The 18156-nt window shown below is 67.7% G+C and carries 13 protein-coding genes and 1 pseudogene; 9 read left to right on the forward strand and 5 right to left on the reverse strand.

Annotated features, from left to right (window positions below):
- Positions 1-71 precede the first annotated feature (71 nt).
- On the reverse strand, positions 72-1841 hold the full coding sequence (locus VGC18_RS07675; RefSeq protein WP_331095927.1) for a cytochrome c biogenesis protein CcdA: 1770 nt from the start codon (positions 1839-1841) through the stop codon (positions 72-74).
- Between the two features lie 270 nt (positions 1842-2111).
- On the opposite strand from VGC18_RS07675, the gene VGC18_RS07680 reads away from it, so the two are divergent.
- The 6 genes from VGC18_RS07680 (at position 2112) to VGC18_RS07705 (ending at position 10202) form a co-directional block, all read left to right on the forward strand.
- Positions 2112-3113 (forward strand): LacI family DNA-binding transcriptional regulator, encoded by a 1002-nt coding sequence (locus tag VGC18_RS07680; protein WP_331095929.1) that lies wholly within the window; start codon positions 2112-2114, stop codon positions 3111-3113.
- Between the two features lie 93 nt (positions 3114-3206).
- Entirely contained in the window at positions 3207-4457 is a 1251-nt protein-coding gene (locus tag VGC18_RS07685) for a sugar ABC transporter substrate-binding protein (protein ID WP_331095930.1), read from the forward strand.
- Between the two features lie 28 nt (positions 4458-4485).
- Positions 4486-5454, forward strand: coding sequence for a sugar ABC transporter permease (locus tag VGC18_RS07690; RefSeq protein WP_331095932.1), 969 nt, complete (start codon positions 4486-4488; stop codon positions 5452-5454).
- Positions 5454-6269 carry a carbohydrate ABC transporter permease gene (locus VGC18_RS07695; RefSeq protein ID WP_331095934.1) on the forward strand — a complete coding sequence of 272 codons (816 nt, stop codon included), beginning with the start codon at positions 5454-5456 and terminating at the stop codon, positions 6267-6269. The genes VGC18_RS07690 and VGC18_RS07695 overlap by 1 nt, the downstream gene beginning before the upstream one ends.
- A 14-nt stretch (positions 6270-6283) precedes the next feature.
- Positions 6284-8302 (forward strand): TIM-barrel domain-containing protein, encoded by a 2019-nt coding sequence (locus tag VGC18_RS07700; RefSeq protein ID WP_331095936.1) that lies wholly within the window; start codon positions 6284-6286, stop codon positions 8300-8302.
- On the forward strand, positions 8289-10202 hold the full coding sequence (locus tag VGC18_RS07705) for a glycoside hydrolase family 127 protein (RefSeq protein ID WP_331095938.1): 1914 nt from the start codon (positions 8289-8291) through the stop codon (positions 10200-10202). Before VGC18_RS07700 ends, VGC18_RS07705 begins: the two co-directional genes overlap by 14 nt.
- A gap of 26 nt (positions 10203-10228) precedes the next feature.
- Here VGC18_RS07705 and mgtA read toward each other — a convergent pair whose 3' ends face one another.
- The 3 genes from mgtA to VGC18_RS07720 all read right to left on the reverse strand — a co-directional run bounded on the left by mgtA (position 10229) and on the right by VGC18_RS07720 (position 14957).
- Positions 10229-12763: a magnesium-translocating P-type ATPase gene (gene mgtA, locus VGC18_RS07710; protein ID WP_331095940.1), complete on the reverse strand. Its 2535-nt coding sequence runs from the start codon at positions 12761-12763 to the stop codon at positions 10229-10231.
- A 72-nt stretch (positions 12764-12835) separates the two neighbouring features.
- Positions 12836-14089 (reverse strand): MFS transporter, encoded by a 1254-nt coding sequence (locus VGC18_RS07715; protein WP_331095942.1) that lies wholly within the window; start codon positions 14087-14089, stop codon positions 12836-12838.
- A gap of 85 nt (positions 14090-14174) precedes the next feature.
- Positions 14175-14957, reverse strand: coding sequence for a GNAT family N-acetyltransferase (locus tag VGC18_RS07720; RefSeq protein WP_331095945.1), 783 nt, complete (start codon positions 14955-14957; stop codon positions 14175-14177).
- 151 nt (positions 14958-15108) lie between these two features.
- Between VGC18_RS07720 and spxB the strand changes: the two genes are divergently transcribed.
- From spxB to VGC18_RS07735, 3 genes are all read left to right on the forward strand, one after another.
- Positions 15109-16860: a pyruvate oxidase gene (spxB, locus tag VGC18_RS07725; RefSeq protein WP_331095953.1), complete on the forward strand. Its 1752-nt coding sequence runs from the start codon at positions 15109-15111 to the stop codon at positions 16858-16860.
- 83 nt (positions 16861-16943) lie between these two features.
- Positions 16944-17420, forward strand: a complete 477-nt coding sequence (locus VGC18_RS07730) for a hypothetical protein (RefSeq protein WP_331095947.1) — start codon at positions 16944-16946, stop codon at positions 17418-17420.
- Positions 17417-17722, forward strand: a complete 306-nt coding sequence (locus VGC18_RS07735) for a transcriptional regulator (RefSeq protein WP_331095949.1) — start codon at positions 17417-17419, stop codon at positions 17720-17722. The genes VGC18_RS07730 and VGC18_RS07735 overlap by 4 nt, the downstream gene beginning before the upstream one ends.
- Positions 17723-17773: 51 nt before the next feature.
- Here VGC18_RS07735 and VGC18_RS07740 read toward each other — a convergent pair.
- A pseudogene (locus VGC18_RS07740) lies at positions 17774-18156 on the reverse strand (iron-containing alcohol dehydrogenase); the annotation flags it as partial.

Consider the following 18156-nt stretch of genomic DNA (forward strand, 5'->3'; position numbering starts at 1 on the left):
GGACGGGGACGGGGACGGGACAGAGAAGCTCGGCGGACGGTCGGAGGCGATGGACGAAGCCGGACCGCCGATCACCCGAAGGTGAAGGAGTACGCGCTCAAACCCGGGGACAGGCTGACGGTCAAGGAACTCCGCTCCTGCGACGAGCCCTCGACGAGGGCATAGATGTTCGGGGCGCCGGAGACGGAGTAGCTCGTCGTCTTCCCGTCGACCGTGGCGGTGATGGTGCCGGTTCCCCCGACGTCGAGGTAGACGTCGTCGGCGAGGAAATCGAGCCGGATCGCGGCGTTTTTCTTGGCGGTGATCGACTCGTCTCCGACGTCCCACGTTCCGGTCAGCCCGAAGGTGTCGTCGGGCAGGGTCCCGGTGTCGGCGAAATGCTTAGTGCCGGACGGGAGCTGTCCCCGCGCATAGTTGGTCGCACGCTGGGCATCGAGGTAGGTCTCCGGCGTCTGGGCGGCGTTGCGAGGCGTAGTGTCTTTCACCTCCGTCGTTCCGGGCAACGTCACCGACGCGTTCGCCGAGGTGAGCAGGGTCCGAATCAGTTTCTCGGTGCCGGCGTAGTCGCCCTCGCCGATGGAAACGTTGCGGACGGTACCCGTAGCGTCGATGAGATAGTCGGCCGGCCAGGACTGATTGTTGTAGGCATCCCAGGTGGTGTAGTTGTTGTCGAGGGCGATCGGGTACTGAATGCCGAGGCGCGCCGCACCGGCCTTAACGTTGTCGGCGACATGCTCGAAGGCGTATTCGGGGGTGTGCACGCCGATCACCTCGAACCCGGCCGCCCTGTAGGCGGAATACCAGGCGTCGACGTGGGTGATCGCCCGCTGACAGTTGATGCAGGAGTACGCCCAGAAATCGAGGAGGACGACCTTCCCCTTGAGTGAGGCGAGGGTCACCGGTGCGCCGTCCGGCGTGTTCAGCCAGCGTGAGATGCCGCTGATCACCGGCGCCGTGCCGCAGTTCTTGAGGGCATTGGATATCTCCTGTTCCGCGTCAGCCTCACAGGAGGCGAGCGACTCGGTGACGGTGGTCGAGGTTCCGAGCGCCTTCGCGACGGTGCCGCCGCCTTCGAGGGATCGGTTGAGGGCCGCGGTGTAGTCGGGAATCGCCTTCTGGATCGCGTCGGTGACATTGAAGGTCAGGGCGACCGCGAGACCGATGACGACGACCCCGGCCGCGACGCGGATCCCGCGCTGATGCACCCGGAACGCCTTCACCCGTTCGGCCACCCCGCGGCCGGCGAGCGCGAAGAGGAGAAGCGGCACCGCGGTGCCGATCGCGAAGGCGATCGTGAGGAGGACGGTCTCGCCACCGATCCTGCCCGTGGCCCCGGCCACGGTGATCGCGGCCAGCACCGGCCCCGCGCAGGGGACGTACACCGCGCCGAGGGTGAGCCCGAGCAGGAATCCGCCACGGTCGGTGCCGACCGCGCGCTGGGGGATCCAGGAGAACGGCTTCTCGAGGATCTTCTCGAACCTCGGAACGATCATTCCGAGCCCAAGGAGCACGAGGGCGGCGAGCCCGATCCAGCGGATGATGTCCTGAGGCACCGGCAGGGCGTCGAGCACGAGCGTGCCGAGCAGGGTGAACACGCCGAAGCTCAGGGCAAGACCAAGGACGACGAGGAACGGGCGGGCGCTGTGCCGAGACGGGACGACGGGATTCGGCCGATCGCGGGAATCCTCGCTCGGGGAATCGATGGCCACCGCGCCCGTCGGAAGCGAGCGCGCCGCCTGCGCCCCACCGGACAGGAAGATGACCGGCAGCACCGGGAGAATGCAGGGGGATATCCCGGTGATGAGGCCACCGACGAGGCCGATGAAGATCAGGGCGACCAAGGGGCTCCTTCGACGACACCGCGTGCTGCACTGCCGTCCGGGCCGGCAGGGAACGAATCTAGGTCGGGGACCTTCGGCGATGCTGGGAAGACGGGCGGTCCCATTTGCCATCCGCAATTCTCGATTCACGATGCCGACACGGTGCGAGACCGGGGCCGATGCGAAACCACTGGCGGTTCTGCGGCCGCGATCCCGCCCAAAAATGAACCTTGAAGTCGCGATCCGCTGGTGCTACGGTAAGTCGAACCGGTTCGATGAAGAGGGGTGAATGTGTCCACGATCGAGGATGTGGCACGTCGCGCGGGAGTCTCGCGCAGCACCGTCTCCTACGCGCTGTCCGGCAAACGGACCATTTCCCGGGAGACCCGCGAACGCATCGAGACGGCGATCGCCGAGCTCCGTTTCACCCCGAATGCCGGAGCCCGGGCGTTAGCGACCTCGCAGACGATGGTGATCGGCCTGTTCGTCCAGTTCTTCGAGGACGAGTTCTCCCCGGCCATGCTGCAGTACGTCCTGCCGATCTCGGATGCGGCCCGCGAGGCCGGCTATGACATCCTGATGATCACCGAAGACAACGGCCCCAAGGCGCTTGAGCGGCTCTCCAGCTCGGAGATGGTCGACGGGGTCATTCTGCTGAACGTCGCGTATGACGACCAACGGCTTCCCGTGATGAGGAAGATGCGCCAGCCGGGTTCGATGGTGGGACTTCCCCGCGAGCCCGACGGCTTCGACGTCTTCGACCTGGACTTCGCCGCGTCCGGCCGTCTCCTCATGGACCACCTCGCCCAACGAGGGCACCGAGAGGTCATCCTGATCACCCCCCGCGAGCACGTCTTCGAGCGCGGAGGCGCCTATGCCTGGCGCTTCCGGGATTCCGCTCTCCAACAGGCGGCCACGTACGGGATCCGGGTTCATTCCTTCTTCGGAGAGACCCAGCAGCCCGCGGTGAACCGGCAGCTCAACGAGATCCTCGACGCGCAGCTCGGCTCCGCGATGATCATCCACAACGACGCCATGATCGCCGCGCTGCCGTCGGTCCTGTACTCCCGCGGCATCCGCGTTCCCGACGACCTCTCCGTCGTCGGGATCTTCTCCGAAGACTTCGGTCGGATCTTCTCACTGCCCTTCACGGCGGTGGAGACCTCGCCCGACAAACTGGGCCGCAATGCGGTCCAGGCCCTGGTGCGACGAATGCTCGATCCGAAGGACGCAGAGGCCCCGACTCTCGAGTTCATCGCACCAACCATCATGGACCGAGGAAGCACCCGCTGACGGGCGGTACCGCGGCAACCCACAAGACCTTACCGCGGCGTCGAACCGGTTCGACAGATCACAACCAGCAGCACCATTCAGAGAGGAATTCCAGTGCAAGCATCACGCAAGGCGCGCACCATCGGTGTCACGCTCCTCACGGCGGCCGTCATGGCCGCAACGCTCTCCGGTTGCTCCAGCAGCAACGGTTCGTCCAAAGATGCCGCGAGCGGCAGCTACACCTTCTGGGATCCGTATCCCCAGTACGACGCCTCGTCGGCCTGGGCCAAAGCCGTCGCGCAGTGCGGAACGGACGCCGGTGTCACCATCAAACGCACCGGCTATGACACCACGGATCTGACGAACAAGGCGCTGCTGGCCGGGCAGCAGAGAAACTCCGCCGATATCCTGCTGGTCGACAACCCGGTGGTCTCCACCCTCGCGGATGCCGGCATCCTCACCGACACCAAGGAGAACGGGCTCTCGACCGGCAAGGTCTCGCAGAACATCCTGGGCGCGGGTGTCCTCGACGGAAAGACGTACGGCGTCCCGATCGGCGCGAATACGCTGGCCCTCTACTACAACCCGAAGGTCCTGCAGGCCGCGGGGGTCGATCCGGCGTCGATCACGGACTGGGCCTCCCTGACGGACGCGCTGGCCAAGGTGAAGGCGGCGGGCAAGAAGGGCATCACCTTCGCGGGCATCGGCACCGAGGAGGGCAGCTTCCAGTTCCTGCCCTGGTTCTGGGGCGCCGGCGCTGACCTGACCAAGCTCGACTCGCCGAAGGCCATTGCCGCGTTGACCCTGTGGACGGATTGGATCAAGCAGGGTTACGCCCCCAACTCGGTCATCCAGGACACCCAGACGACCACCTGGCAGGAGTTCCAGACCGGCGACTTCGCGTTCGGCGAGAACGGCACCTGGCAGAAGGCATCCGCCGCCGACATGGGTGCGAGCGTCATCACGATCCCGGCCGAGGGCGGCGGGGCAGCTCCGGTGCCCACCGGCGGCGAGTTCTTCACGATCCCGGTGCAGAAGGACAGCGCCCGCTACAAGACCTCGGCGAAGGTGATCGAGTGCCTGTCCTCCGGCGACAACATCGTGAAGACGGACAACACCCTGAACTACATCGTGGCCAGCACCTCCGGCCAGCAGGCGCAGCTGTCTTCCGATTCGAGCCTGAAGACCTGGGTCGATGCCGTTCGCGTGGCCAAGGCGCGCACCGGCGACAACCTCGGCACGAAGTACCCGGTGATCTCGCAGCAGCTGTGGACCGCGGTGCAGAAGGCCGAGAGCGGTGCGGCATCTCCGGCGGACGCGCTCAAGGCGGCCCAGGATGCCGTGAACGCAAAGCTCAAGAAGTAGATCCGTGAAGAAAGCCGACACGATAACCATGACACCGTCCACGTCGGATAGCCGGTCGGCCGCGCAGCACAGGGACGGGGTGGCACCCGTCGCCCCGTCCCGCGCTCACAACTCCGCACGACGCAGAGTGCAATGGACGGCATGGGGATTCATCGCCCCCGTCGTCGTCTACCTCGCGCTGTTCTATGCGTACCCCCTGTACAAGAACGTCGACCTCAGTCTGCGGCACTACACCGTCCGCTCGTTCATCGATGGTTCGGCACCCTTCGTCGGGCTGCAGAACTTCGGCGAGATCCTCAGCAGCTCGACCTTCTGGCCGTCGGTCCTGAACACGGCGATCTTCGTCTTCGTGTCCATCGCCTTCCAGTTCGCGATCGGCCTGGCGCTCGCCGTCTTCTTCTTCAAGAGCTTCCGCCTGTCCGGCGTGCTCCGCGCCCTGTTCCTCATCCCCTGGCTGCTTCCCCTGCTGGTGTCGGCCTCGACCTGGTCGTGGATGCTCAACAGCGACTCCGGCATCGTGAACTCCTTCCTCGAGGCTTTTGGAATCGGGCAGATCAACTGGCTGACGTCGCCCAACTGGTCGCTGGCCGCCGTGCTGATCGCGAACATCTGGATCGGCATCCCGTTCAACCTGGTGATCATGTATTCCGGCCTGCAAGGCATCTCCGCCGACGTCTACGAGGCGGCCGCCATCGACGGGGCCAACGGCTGGCAGCGGTTCTGGAGTATCACCTTCCCGCTGCTGCGCCCGGTGACCGCGATCACCCTCCTCCTGGGTTTCGTCTACACCCTCAAGGTGTTCGACATCATCTGGATCATGACGCGTGGCGGCCCCTCGACCTCCTCGACGACGCTGGCGATCTGGTCCTATCAGCTCGGTTTCGGCTCGTTGCTGCCTGACTTCAGCTCGGCCGCCACCGTCGGCAACATCCTCATCATCATCGCGCTCCTCTTCGGGCTCGCGTATGCGCGCGTTCAGCGCAGATTGGACACCTGATGAAGCGCCGCTCCTGGTGGCTGACGGCCGTCGGCGTCGTCCTCACCGCGATCATGCTGTTCCCGATCTACTGGATGGTCAATGTCTCGCTGACGAAGACCTCCGACATGCGGAAGGACCCGCCGAACATCTTCCCCATCCATGGCACCCTGGAGGGCTATTCCGTCGTGCTGCAGCAGCAGCTGCCGTTCCTCGGCACGAGTCTGCTGATCGGTCTCGGAACCGTGGTTCTGACCCTTGTCCTCTCCGCACCGGCGGCATACTCGCTGGCCAAACTGCGCCCTCGAGGCGGGGGCGTGATCAGCTTCCTGATGCTGATCGCGCAGATGATCCCCGCGATCATCATGTCGATGGGCTTCTACACCATCTACGTGCGGCTGGGAGTGCTCGACACCGTCTGGGGCCTGATCATCGCCGACTCGACGATCGCCGTCCCGTTCGGCGTGCTCATCTTCAGCGCCTTCATGTCCGGCATCCCCGACGAACTCCTGCAGGCAGCACGCATCGACGGCGCAAGCACCTGGCGGACGTTCCGCTCGGTGGTGCTCCCGGTCAGCCGCAACTCCGTGGTCACGGTCTCGCTGTTCTCGTTCCTCTGGGCGTGGTCGGACTTCCTGTTCGCCAACACCCTCGACGGCGGGGGCGCCCTGAAGCCGATCACCCTGGGTATCTACGCCTACATCGGCAACAACAATCAGGAGTGGAACGCGATCATGGCCACCGCAGTGGTCGCATCCATCCCCGCAGCCGCCCTGCTCGCGCTCGCCCAGCGATACATCGCTGCCGGCGTGACGGCCGGGGCGGTCAAAGACTGATCCGACCATTGGAGATGACCACCACCATGGTGTCCTACACGATCGTGGACGGTGCCCTCGAAGTCCGTCACCGCCACGAGATAATCCGCATCGAGGCCTGGGGACGCGACAGCGTGCGGGTACGGGCGGCTCAGTACCGGATCCCCGCCGACAGCGCAGGGGCCCTGGACCCGCAGCGCCCGCCTGGACCCGAGCCACGGATCCGGATCGACGGGGCCAGAGCAGAACTGGAGCATGGGGCGCTCCGCCTGGAGGTCGACTTCAACGTCGGACATGCCTACCCGGAACCCCTCATCACGTTCCGGAATGCGGACGGAACGGAGCTGCTGACGGAGGCGCGCGAGCATTTCTGGATGCCGGGGGCCCGCGTGTTCCAGGGCAACCGGTCGGGCGCCTACGAGATTCACCAGCAGTTCGCCGCCTACCCCGGCGAAAGACTGTACGGGCTCGGTCAGCGCACCCACGGCCGTCTGGACATCAAGGGTCTCGCCCTGGACCTGGTGCAGCGCAACGGAGAGGTGAACATCCCCTTCGTCCTTTCCGACCGGGGCTACGGGCTGCTGTGGAACGTGCCGGCGGTCGGCCGGGTCGAGTTCGCCGAGAACGTCACCCGCTGGAGCGCGGGTCAGGCCCGCGAGATCGACTACTGGTTCACCGCCGCGGGCGCTCCGGCCGAGATCCTCTCTCGGTATGCCGACGCGACCGGCCATGCCCCTGAACTGCCCGAATGGGCAAGCGGTTTCTGGCAGTCGAAGCTGCGCTATCGCACGCAGGACGAGCTGCTGGAAGTGGCCCGCGAGTACAGGCGTCGCGGCCTGCCCCTGTCGGTGATCGTGTCCGACTTCTTCCACTGGTCGGCCATGGGAGACTTCCGCTTCGACTCCGCCGAATGGCCGGACCCGACGGCGATGGTCGCCGAGCTGAAGGAACTCGGGATCGAGCTGATGGTCTCCGTCTGGCCCACCATCTCCCCCCTGAGTGAGCACTACACGGAGTACAACGGCCGGGGAATGCTCGTCGGCGCGGACCAGGGAGTCGAGTTCCAGCAGACCATTCAGGACAAGGGTATGGCCACCCCGATGCCCGTCGCCTTCTACGACCCCACCAATCCGCAGACCCGCGAGTTCGTCTGGGGGCTGGTCAGGAAGAACTACCTCGAGCGGGGCATCCGGGTCTTCTGGCTCGATGCCTCGGAGCCCGAGCTGAACCCCGCCCATCCGGGCAACCTGTCCCTCTACGCCGGCCCCGGTGCCGAGGTCGCGAATATCTACCCGCGGGACAACGCACGGCTTTTCGCCGACGGCATGCGACAAGCGGGCCAGGAGCCGACCGTACTGCTGTGCCGCTCCGCCTGGGCGGGATCGCAGAAATACGGGGCCGCCGTCTGGTCGGGAGACATCTCGGCAACCTGGGAGTCTCTGCGGCAGCAGGTGCGGGCCGGACTGAACATCGGCATGTCGGGCATTCCGTGGTGGACCACCGACATCGGCGGCTTCCACGGAGGGGACCCGTCCGACCCGGCCTACCGCGAGCTCATGGTGCGCTGGTTCCAATACGGCGTGTTCTGCCCGCTGTTCCGCCTGCACGGCGACAGGTTCCCGCGCGTGCCCACCGGATATGCGATGACCGGCGGCCCGAATGAGGTCTGGTCATACGGCGAGGCCGCCTACCCGCACCTGGTCGCGTCCCTTCAGCTCCGTGAGCGCCTCCGCCCGTACCTCCACGAGCAGATGCGGACGGCGTCGAGCACCGGGCTGCCGCCGATGCGCCCCCTGTTCGTCGACTTCCCGGAGGATGCCGCGGCCTGGACCGTGGAGGATCAATTCCTTCTCGGCCCCGACCTCCTGGTCGCCCCCGTCCTGGAACCGGGTGCCACCTCTCGCGAGGTCTACCTTCCCGCCGGACGGGACTGGACCGAGCCCTCGACCGGGCAGGTCCACCCCGGCGGCAGGATCGTCACCGTGTCCACCCCGCTCGACCACATCCCCGTTTTCGCAGCAGAAAGTTCCGAGGTACTCCATGTCATCCGCTAACTCGAACGGTGCCCCCGTCCGGCCACGAAGCTCCGTTCTGCGGCCTCTCGGACAGGAGGAGATCCGGGTCACCGGAGGATTCTGGGGCGGCAAACAACGGACGAACGCCGAGGCCACCCTCGGCCACTGCGAGTACTGGATGGAGCGCATCGGCTGGACAGGGAACTTCGACAGGGCGGCGGCGGGGACCATCGGCGGTGACCACGCGGGCATCGAGTTCGTCGACTCCGAGATCTACAAGCTCCTGGAGGCCATGGCCTGGGAGCTCGGGCGCAATCGCACCGAGGACCTGGAGCAGCGCTACCTCGCCCTGGTCGCCCGCGTCGCGGCAGCGCAGGAGCAGGACGGCTACCTGCACACGAGCTTCGGTCGTCGGGGCCAGCCGCCGCGGTATTCCAATCTCGAATTCGGACACGAGCTGTACTGCTTCGGCCACCTCATCCAGGCCGCTGTTGCGCGACTCCGCACCGGCCACGACGACACGCTCGCGCAGGTCGCCCGGCGATTGGCGGATCACCTGTGGGTCGAGTTCGGTCCCGACGGGCGCAACGCCGTGTGCGGTCATCCCGAGATCGAGATGTCCCTCGCCGAACTGTCCCGGGCGACCGGGGAGCTCCGGTACCTCGAGCTGGCACGCCTGTTCGTCGAGCGTCGTGGCACCGGAACCCTCCGTCCCGCCGCCTTCGCCCCGGAGTACTTTCAGGACGACATCCCCGTCCGTGACGCGACGACCATGCGCGGCCATGCCGTACGTGCCCTCTACCTCGCGTCCGGCGCACTGGATGTGGCCGTCGATACCGCGGACCTCGGCCTTGCCGAGGCCGTCCAGACGCAGTGGACGAATGCGGTCGCCCGGCGGACCTATATCACCGGCGGCGTCGGTTCCCATCACCAGGACGAGGCCTACGGTGACGACTACGAGCTTCCCGCGGACCGGGCGTACTCGGAGACCTGCGCCGGTATCGCCTCCGTCATGCTCTCCTGGCGGCTGCTGCTCCACACCGGCGACGAGAAGTATGCCGATCTGATCGAGCGAACCCTGCTGAACAACGTCCTCGCCTCACCCCGCGAGGACGGGCAGGCCTTCTACTACACCAACACCCTCCACCAGCGCACCCCGGGATCCGTCCCCGACGAGCACGAGCTCAGCCACCGAGCCGAATCCAGCCTGCGCGCCCCCTGGTTCGAGGTCTCCTGCTGCCCGACGAACGTCGCCCGTACACTGGCCAGCATCAACCTGTACTTCGCCACCGCCACCGGCACCGGCATCCAACTGCACCAATACGGCGACTACGAGATCCACACGACTCTCGACGACGGCGAGCTGGCTCTGCACGTCGGCACCGACTATCCGCACGGCGGCCGGATCACCGTCACCATCGACACGGCCCCGACGACCCCCGTCACCATCGGATTACGGATTCCCGCCTGGGCGCGCAATCCCCGGATCGTCAGCGGGCACGCCGCCACCGAGCGCGGGAGACTGCTCGAGGTCACCGGGATCTTCCACCCGGGAGAGGCGATCCGGCTCGAGCTGTCGCTGGAGCCCAGGATCGTCTTCCCCGACCCGAGGATCGACGCCTCCCGCGGCACCTTCGCTATCGAGCGCGGACCGCTGGTCCTGGCGGTGGAGTCCATCGACCTGCCCACCGGATGGAGCGTCAACGAGATCACCGCCGACGCGTCGACGATCGCGGCGGGCCCCGACGGCACATCCATCGACGTCTACCGGCTCGCCGAACCAGAGACCGACTGGCCCTATCGGACGAGCGCCGGTGTCGCTGAGGCAGGGCACGTCCGCGCCCGGATGATCCCGTATTACGCCTGGGCGAACCGGGGCCCGGCGACCATGCGTACCTGGCTGCCCATTCACCCCCGCAGCGAGGAACAGGATGCCTGATCGCGCGCGACCGACGCGGCGCCGGATCACGCGGTGCGTTGGTCGGGCCGCCAGAAGACCCGCTTGACCAGCTCGTTGGCGACGAGGTACATGAGGGTGATCGCCAGCACGGCCACGAGCAGCGGCAGGGGGATCGCGACCAGGTTCAGCGGCGCCGCCACCGGCGAGTAGGGGATGACAAACGCGACGGCCGCGACGAGGACGCTCGCCATCACTATCCACCTGCTGGGCCGGCTGCGGAAGAACGGCCGCCTGGTGCGCAGGACGAACAGCACCGTGATCTCGGTGAGGATGCTGCCGAGGAACCAGGCGCTCTGGAACTCCCGCACCTGCGCGTGGAATCCCCACTCGAGGACGGCGAAGGTCACGAGATCGAAGACCGAGCTCAACGCGCCGAAGACGAGCATGTAGCGCTGGATGAGCCTGACGTCCCAGTGCTGCGGCCTGCGCAGTTGCGCCGCGTCGACGGAGTCGGTCGCGATAAAGGTGGCGGGGAAGTCGGTGAGGAGGTTGATGAGCAGGATCTGGCTGGCGAGCAGCGGCAGGAACGGCAGGACGGCGGCGGCGATGGCCATGCTCAGCACGTTTCCGAAACTCGCGCTCGTGGTCATGAAGATGTACTTCATGGTGTTCGCGAAGGTGCGACGGCCCTGGGTCATGCCGGCGAGCAGCACGTTCAGGTCCTTGTCGAGCAGCACGATCGCCGCGGCCTCCTTCGCGACCGCGACGGCGCTGTCGACGGAGATGCCGACATCCGCGGCCCGCAGGGCGAGCGAGTCGTTGATGCCATCACCCATGTAGCCGACCGTCTCGCCCGTCGTGCGGAGCGCGCGGACGATCCGCTCCTTCTGGATCGGGTTGAGCTCGGCGAAGACGACGACGCCTGGCGCCCTGGCCGCGAGAGCGGTGTCGTCCAGTCTGTCGATGTCCGTGCCGGTGAGGACCGTGGTGGTGTCGAGCCCGACCGCCTTGGCGATGTGCGCCGCGACCAGGCGGTTGTCCCCCGTCAGCATCCGGACGGAGACGCCGTTGGCGGCGAGGTCCTCGAGCGTCTTGGCGGCATCCGGCTTCGCCGGGTCGGCGAAGGTGACGAACCCAACGAGGGTCATGGCCGCCTCGTCGGCGAGGGTGGTGGAGGTCGCGCCCGGAAGCTCGCGGGTCGCGACGCCGAGGACGCGGAAGCCCTCGTTGCTCAGGTCGAGGAACAGCTTCTGCACGGTGTCGTTGACCGCCGCGATCGGCACGGTCGAGCCATCCGACGCCCTCGCGCTCGTGCACACCGCGAGGATGGCGTCGAGCGCACCCTTGCTCACGAGGGTCGGCGCCCCACCGGCGTCGGCGAAGAGGATGCTGAGTCGCCGGCGGTTGAAGTCGTACGGCAGCTCCCCGAGCTTCACGACCTTCGAGACGTCGCATTTCACGCCGGCGCAGATGGCATCGTCGATGGGGTTCTTCAACCCGATCTGGGAGAAGGCATCGATGAAAGCGAGACGGGCAACGGAGTCGCTCGGTGCGCCCGCGACGTCGAGCGCGGCATCCAGCACCACCTGCCCGGCGGTCATCGTGCCGGTCTTGTCGGAGCAGAAGATGCTCATCGACCCGAAGTCCTCGATCGAGTCGAGGCGGCGCACGATGACCCGTCGCTTGGCGATCGCGCGAGCGCCCTGGGCGAGGCTGATGCTCACGATCGTCGGAAGCAGCTGGGGTGTCAGGCCGACGGCGAGCGCCAACGAGAACAGCACCGAGTCGATGACCGCCCGGTGCAGCAGCAGGTTGATGAGGAAGATCACGACGACGAGCACGAGCATGATCCGGGTGAGCAGCAGCCCGAAGGAGGTCATCCCCTTCTCGAAGCCCGTCTTCGGCGGCTCCGTCTGCAGACGCGAGGAGACCGACCCGATCTCGGTGGAGACGCCGGTGCCGACGACGAGCACCGTCCCGCTGCCGCTCGCGACGTGGGTGCCCATGAAGACCATGTTGGGGCGGGCGTTGAGCTCCGCATCCGCCGCGCTGGTTCCTGGCCTCTTCTCGACCGGGAACGTCTCGCCGGTGAGAGCGGATTCGTCGAGCTGCAACCCGTTGGAGTCCAGCACGATCGAGTCGCCGGGGACGAGGTCGCCCGCCGACAGCTGGGCGACGTCTCCCGGCACCACCTGCGTCAGCGGGATCGCCTGCGATTTCCCGTCACGAAGGATCGTCGCCGTGATCTCGACCGTCGCCAGCAGCGCGGCGATCGCCTTGCCTGCGCTCCGCTCCTGGAAGAATCCCAGCAGCCCGGAGAGCAGGATGATCACCAGGATGATGACCGAGTCCACCGGGTCGCCGAGGACCCAGGCGAGGACGGTCGCGATCACCAGGATGATGATGATCGGGCTCAGGAACTGCCGGGCGAGGAGCCGGGCGGCGGAGGTCTGCTTCGAGACGCCGAGCGTGTTCCGTCCGACCCTGGCGAGCACGGCCGCGGCCCGATCGCTCGTCAGCCCGTCACCGGTCGAATCCAGGTCGGCAAGCAGGGCGGCGCGGTCGGTGTTCCAGAACGCGGTGGGAATCGTAGTGCTCACGAGCCAAGTATGGCTGCGGCGGCGGGCACGGACGCCGATCCCCGCCAACACGCCGGACGATCGCCGCGGGACTCAGCAGGGCGCCGCGCAGGGAACCTCGATCGCCGCGGTGGGCCCGGATGCCGCGGCCGGAGTCACGGCCGCATTCGTCGCGGGCACGAGCGCGTTGGAGCGCCGCAGCCCGAGCCCGATCAGCACGACGGCACCGAGCACGGCGATCCCGCCGGAGAGCCAGAAGTCCGCGGCGAGGCCGAACGAGGAGACGGCCAGGCCGCCGACGATCGATCCCGCGGCGATCGCCAGCTGGATCGTCGTGACGAAGAGGGCGAGGCCGCTCTCCGCCCCGTTCGGCGAGGCGGCCGCCATCCAGGTCTGCGTGCCGAGCGGCAGCGCGCCCCACACCAGACCCCAGACGACGAGCAGGGCGAAGACCCCCGGCACCGAGTGGGCCAGGAGCGGTAACAGCACGACGGCGCCGGCCAGCACGAACTTGGCCGCGCCGAGGGTGCCGATCACGCTGCGACTCAGGGTCAGGCCCGCCGCGAAGTTGCCCACGATACCGGCGATGCCGAAGACGAGCAGGGCGAGCGTGATGGTGTCCGGCCCGACGCCGACCAGCTGCTTGAGGTACGGCGCCACATACGTGTAGGCCGCGAACTGCGCAACGAAGACGAACGCGGTGGCGATGAGGCCGACGCGGGCACGGGGAATCCGGAGCAGCCCGCCCAGGGTCGCGAAGCGCACCCGGTGGATCGCCGGGATGCTGGGCAGCAGGATGAGCTGCAGGACGAGGGCGACGAGACCGAGCACTCCGCCGATCACGAAGGCGAGCCGCCAGCTGGCCAGGGACGACACGAACGCGCCGAGCGGCAGGCTCACGACGGTCGCCACCGAGATGCCCGCCGTGATGAACGACGTCGCCCGGATGGCCGCGGACGGCTTGACGAGGCGCGCGCCCATCCCGGCGCCGATGGCCCAGAACCCGCCGATCCCGACGCCGAGCAGCATCCGTGCGATCAGGAGGACCCCGAACGTCGGCGCCAGCGCGGCGAGGGCGTCGGCCAGGACCAGCAGGATCGTGAGGGCGACGAGCACGACTCGCCGGTCGACTCTGGACGTCGCGACGGTCACCACCGGGGCGGCGATGGCCCCGGTCAGACCGGTGCCCACCACCATGAGGCCGGCGGTGCCGATTCCGACGTGGAGGCCGGAGGCGATGGCGGGCAGCAGCCCGATGGGGAGGAATTCCGAGAGCACGAGGACAAACGAGCCGAGGGCGACCGAGAGCACACCGAGCCAGCCACGACGTTCCGTTGATGAGGTCATGGAAGGCTCAAAGCGACCGCGGCCCCGTTCCATTCCCACGTGCCCGACCACGCGGCGCGTCCCTCTCGACGGGTCGGCGGGCGCCTCAGCCCCTGAACGAGATCCAGGTCTCGACGTGCCGGAATCCCATCGACTCGTACAGCGGGCGGCCGTCGTCGCTGGCCTGCAGGTAGGCGATCGTGGCCCCCGCCTCGAAGCCGTCGAGGACCACACGTTCGGTCACGGCTCGGCCGAGCCCGGCCCGACGGAACCGGGGGACGACGGCGATGTTGAAAACACCCAGGCTCCGTCCGATGCGACTGCCGAGCCCGGTTGCCGCCGGCTGCCCGTCCAGGCGGGCGAGATATCCGGTGAACTCCGGCACGTCGAGCACACCACCCGCCATCAGCGACCCGAATGCGGACGGGGGCGCCTCGAAGCCGTCGGACAGCGCCGCCGTGTATTCCGCCCAGTCCGCCGCGCCTGCGGTGACGATCCGGGAGTCGACTCGAGGACCACGCCCCACGAGGTCATCCCGGTCACAGGTCAGAAACGGCGTCTCTGACCGCCCGGTGAGACCGTGAGAGCCGGCGATCTCCGCGATCTCGGCGAGGCGCGACTCGTTCGCCGTGTCACGGGCGACCCGGAACAGGATCGACCACGGCAGCCCGAGACCCTCGGCGTGCTCCGCGAGGGCGGTGACGTCCCCGGCCTCCCACTCGTCGTCCAGGACGGCCACCGAGTTCAAGGAGGGCAGCGCGGTGCCGGAGAACAGCAGACGGACGTGACCGGCCCGTTCCGTGCTGCCCGCGGGCGTGGCCGCGCAGAGGCGCTGCATCGAGAGCGCGTACCCCGTGACGGCCTCGCTCAGGGCGTCGTCTGTGTTCATCGTTTCCCTCTCCTGGGCATCCGCCCTCGACACCGCCGTCGGTCTCCACCGAGATCTAAGCTGAAATCACCGGCCCACGAGGCCGAGCATAACCAAGCCACCCAACGAGACATGACTCGCCGATGGCCACACGATGGAGAACGAAGTGGCAATGATCAACGCATCCAATGCGATGTTGAAGGTTCTGAAGGACTGGGGGGTCGAGAACATCTACGGGTTGCCCGGCGGATCGTTCGACTCCACGATGAACGCGATCCACGACTTCCGTGACGAGATCCGCTACATCGGAGTGCGTCACGAGGAGGTGGGGGCCCTCGCGGCCTCCGCCGAGTCGAAGCTCACCGGTCGGATCGGCGTGACGTTCGGATCGGCCGGCCCCGGTGCCGTCCATCTGCTCAACGGCCTCTACGACGCGCTCCACGACCACACCCCGGTTCTCGCTCTGGTCGGCCAGGTCGCCACGCCCCTGATGAACACCGACTACTTCCAGGAGCTCGCCGAGAATCCGATCTTCGCCGACGTGGCCGTCTACAACCGCACGGTGACCACCGCGGAGCAGCTCCCCCAGGTGGTGGACACCGCGATCCGTCAGGCCTACGCCCACAACGGGGTGGCCGTGGTCGTCATCCCCCGCGACCTCGGCTGGGCTCAGATCCCCGACACCTACGTCTCCTCCGCCGGCGCATACGTCCAGCCGGAGTGGCCACAGGACCCGCGTCCGGAGGATGTCGCGAAGGCCATGGATCTCATCGCGGCCGCCAAGCGCCCCATCATCTACTTCGGTCGCGGCGCGGCCGGCGGCGCCGACGAGCTGCGCGAGCTCTCCGAACTCCTCCACCTGCCCCTCGTGTCGACCTATCTGGGCAAGGGAATCCTGCCAGACGACTACCCGGGCTACATGATCTCCACCGGCCGCGTCGCGACCAAGCCGGGCACCGACCTCGGCCGGGCCGCCGACCTGATCGTCTTCGTCGGCACGAACTACGAGTTCGGCCGCGTGATGTTCAGCCCCGACGCGAAGTTCATCGACGTCAACATCGACACCACCTCCATCGGCGCCCGCCATGCGACGACCCTGGGCATCCGTTCCGATGCGGCGGCCTTCCTGCGCCGGCTGCTCTCCGTCGCCCGCGCCCGCACCGAGCCGGCCGTCGACCACACCGCCTGGTACGAGTCCGCGCTGGAGGACAAGCGCGATTGGGACGCCTGGATCGCCTCGAAGTCCTCGGACACCCGGGTGCCCCTGCGCATCCCGCCGGTCTTCGCGGAGATCACCAGGATCGCCGCCCCCGATGCCGTCTTCGGCGTCGACGTCGGGAACGTCAACATCGAGACCGCCCGCTTCCTGCCCATGGATGAGCGCCGCACGCTCACCACCTCGGCGCTCTACGCGACGATGGGCTACGGCCTGCCCGCGAGCATCGCCGCGGCCCTGGTCCATCCGGGCCGTCAGGTCTGGAATCTCACCGGGGACGGCGGGATGGCGATGGTCGCCCAGGACCTGGCCACGCAGGCCCTCTACCACCTGCCCGTGATCAACGTCGTCTTCACCAATCGCTCGCTCGGCTTCATCGAGGCCGAACAGGACGACCAGGGCCAGCCGCACTCCGGCGTGGACCTCATGGACGTCGACTTCGCGAAGGTCGCGGAGGGCTTCGGTGTGCACGGCTACACCGCCACCACGATCGAGGAGCTCCGCCGGGCCCTCGAGGAGTCGAAGGACACCGCCGAGCCGGTGCTCATCGACGTCAAGGTCACCGACGACAGGCTGCTGCCCGTCGAGGCCTACCCCCTCCACCGCGGCGACCGCGCCGACTTCGACGAGTTCGTCAGCCGCTACGAGGCCTCCGACCTGCGCCCCTTCGGGGAGATCCTCTTGCAGCACGGGGTCGTCCTCGACTGAGGCCGGACCGGCTCGGCGGAGCTGCCCGCCGTCGTTCGCTCGCACAGTTGCTTTCCATGGTGGAAACAATTATTGTTTCCACCATGGAAAGAGACAACATCGACCAGGACGACTTCCCGATGAACGCCTCGCCGGAGGAGGCGATCCGGTCGGCCAACGCCCGCCTCGCCGCCCGGTTGAGGTCCCCCTGGTGGTTCCACGCCCTGTATGGGTTTTTCGTGGCCTGCATCGCGTTCGGGGTGGGCGAGCGGCCGGCCTGGGTCGTCGTCGCGCTCCTCGTCGGACTCGCGGGGATGATCGCCGTCACCCGCTGGCGCGCCCGTCGGATCGGCTTCTCCAGAGCCAACCCGAGCCGCTTCACCTTCCTCCGCGAGGGGGCGCCCTGGTCGGCGATCTCCTACGGGCTGTTCGTGATCGCGGTGGCCGTGAACGTGTTCGCGAGGCAGTTCACCCTCCTCGAGGCCGGCCTCGTCGCGGCGGCGGCGGGCCTTGCCATGGCGGCGCTCGGACCGCTCGCCGACCGTGCAGGGCGCCGTCGTCTGGCCCGGGCCGCCCTGTGACCGACCGCGGTGCCGAGCCCCTCTTCGACCCGATCATCCACGCACCGCAGCGCCTCCAGATCTGCGCACTGCTCTCCAGGGGAGGCGAGGTCGACTTCGCCACCCTCCGCGACGTCCTCGAGGTGTCGGATGCGACCCTGAGCAAGCACCTGAAGACCCTGGGCGACGCCGGATACGTGACCCTCAGACGCGTCCACCGCGACAGCGGTCACGCCAGGGCGTGGGCGCGGCTCACGCCCGAGGGGCAGCGCGCGCTGGACGGGCACTTCTCGTTTCTCACGCGGCTGCGCGAGGGAACGTGACCGGCCCGATCGCGTGGGGTTGAGTCGGCTCGACCCCTCGCGATCCGCGGCTCAATAGATGGATGCGTACAGGTCCTGGATCTGCTCCACAGTCGCCTCGCGCGGGTTGCCGCCGGTGCAGACGTCCTCGAAGGCGGCCCGTGCCAGCGCCGGGAGGTCCTCCTCCTTCGCGCCGATCTCGCGCAGCGTCGTCGGGTTGCCCAGATCCCGGGTCAACGCGGCGACCACGTCGACGGCCGCCGTTCGCACGTCGCCGAGCGTCATCTCCGCGGCGCCGGGGACGGCGAAGGCCACCGCGATGTCCCGGAAACGCTCCCCCGTGTAGTCGGCGTTGAAGGCCATCACGGGAGCCAGCAGGATCCCATTGGCCACGCCGTGCGGGGCGTTGTAGAACGCTCCGAGCGGATGCGCCATGCCGTGCACCAGGCCGAGTC

Source organism: Lacisediminihabitans sp., assembly GCF_036404185.1.
Taxonomy (GTDB): domain Bacteria; phylum Actinomycetota; class Actinomycetes; order Actinomycetales; family Microbacteriaceae; genus Lacisediminihabitans.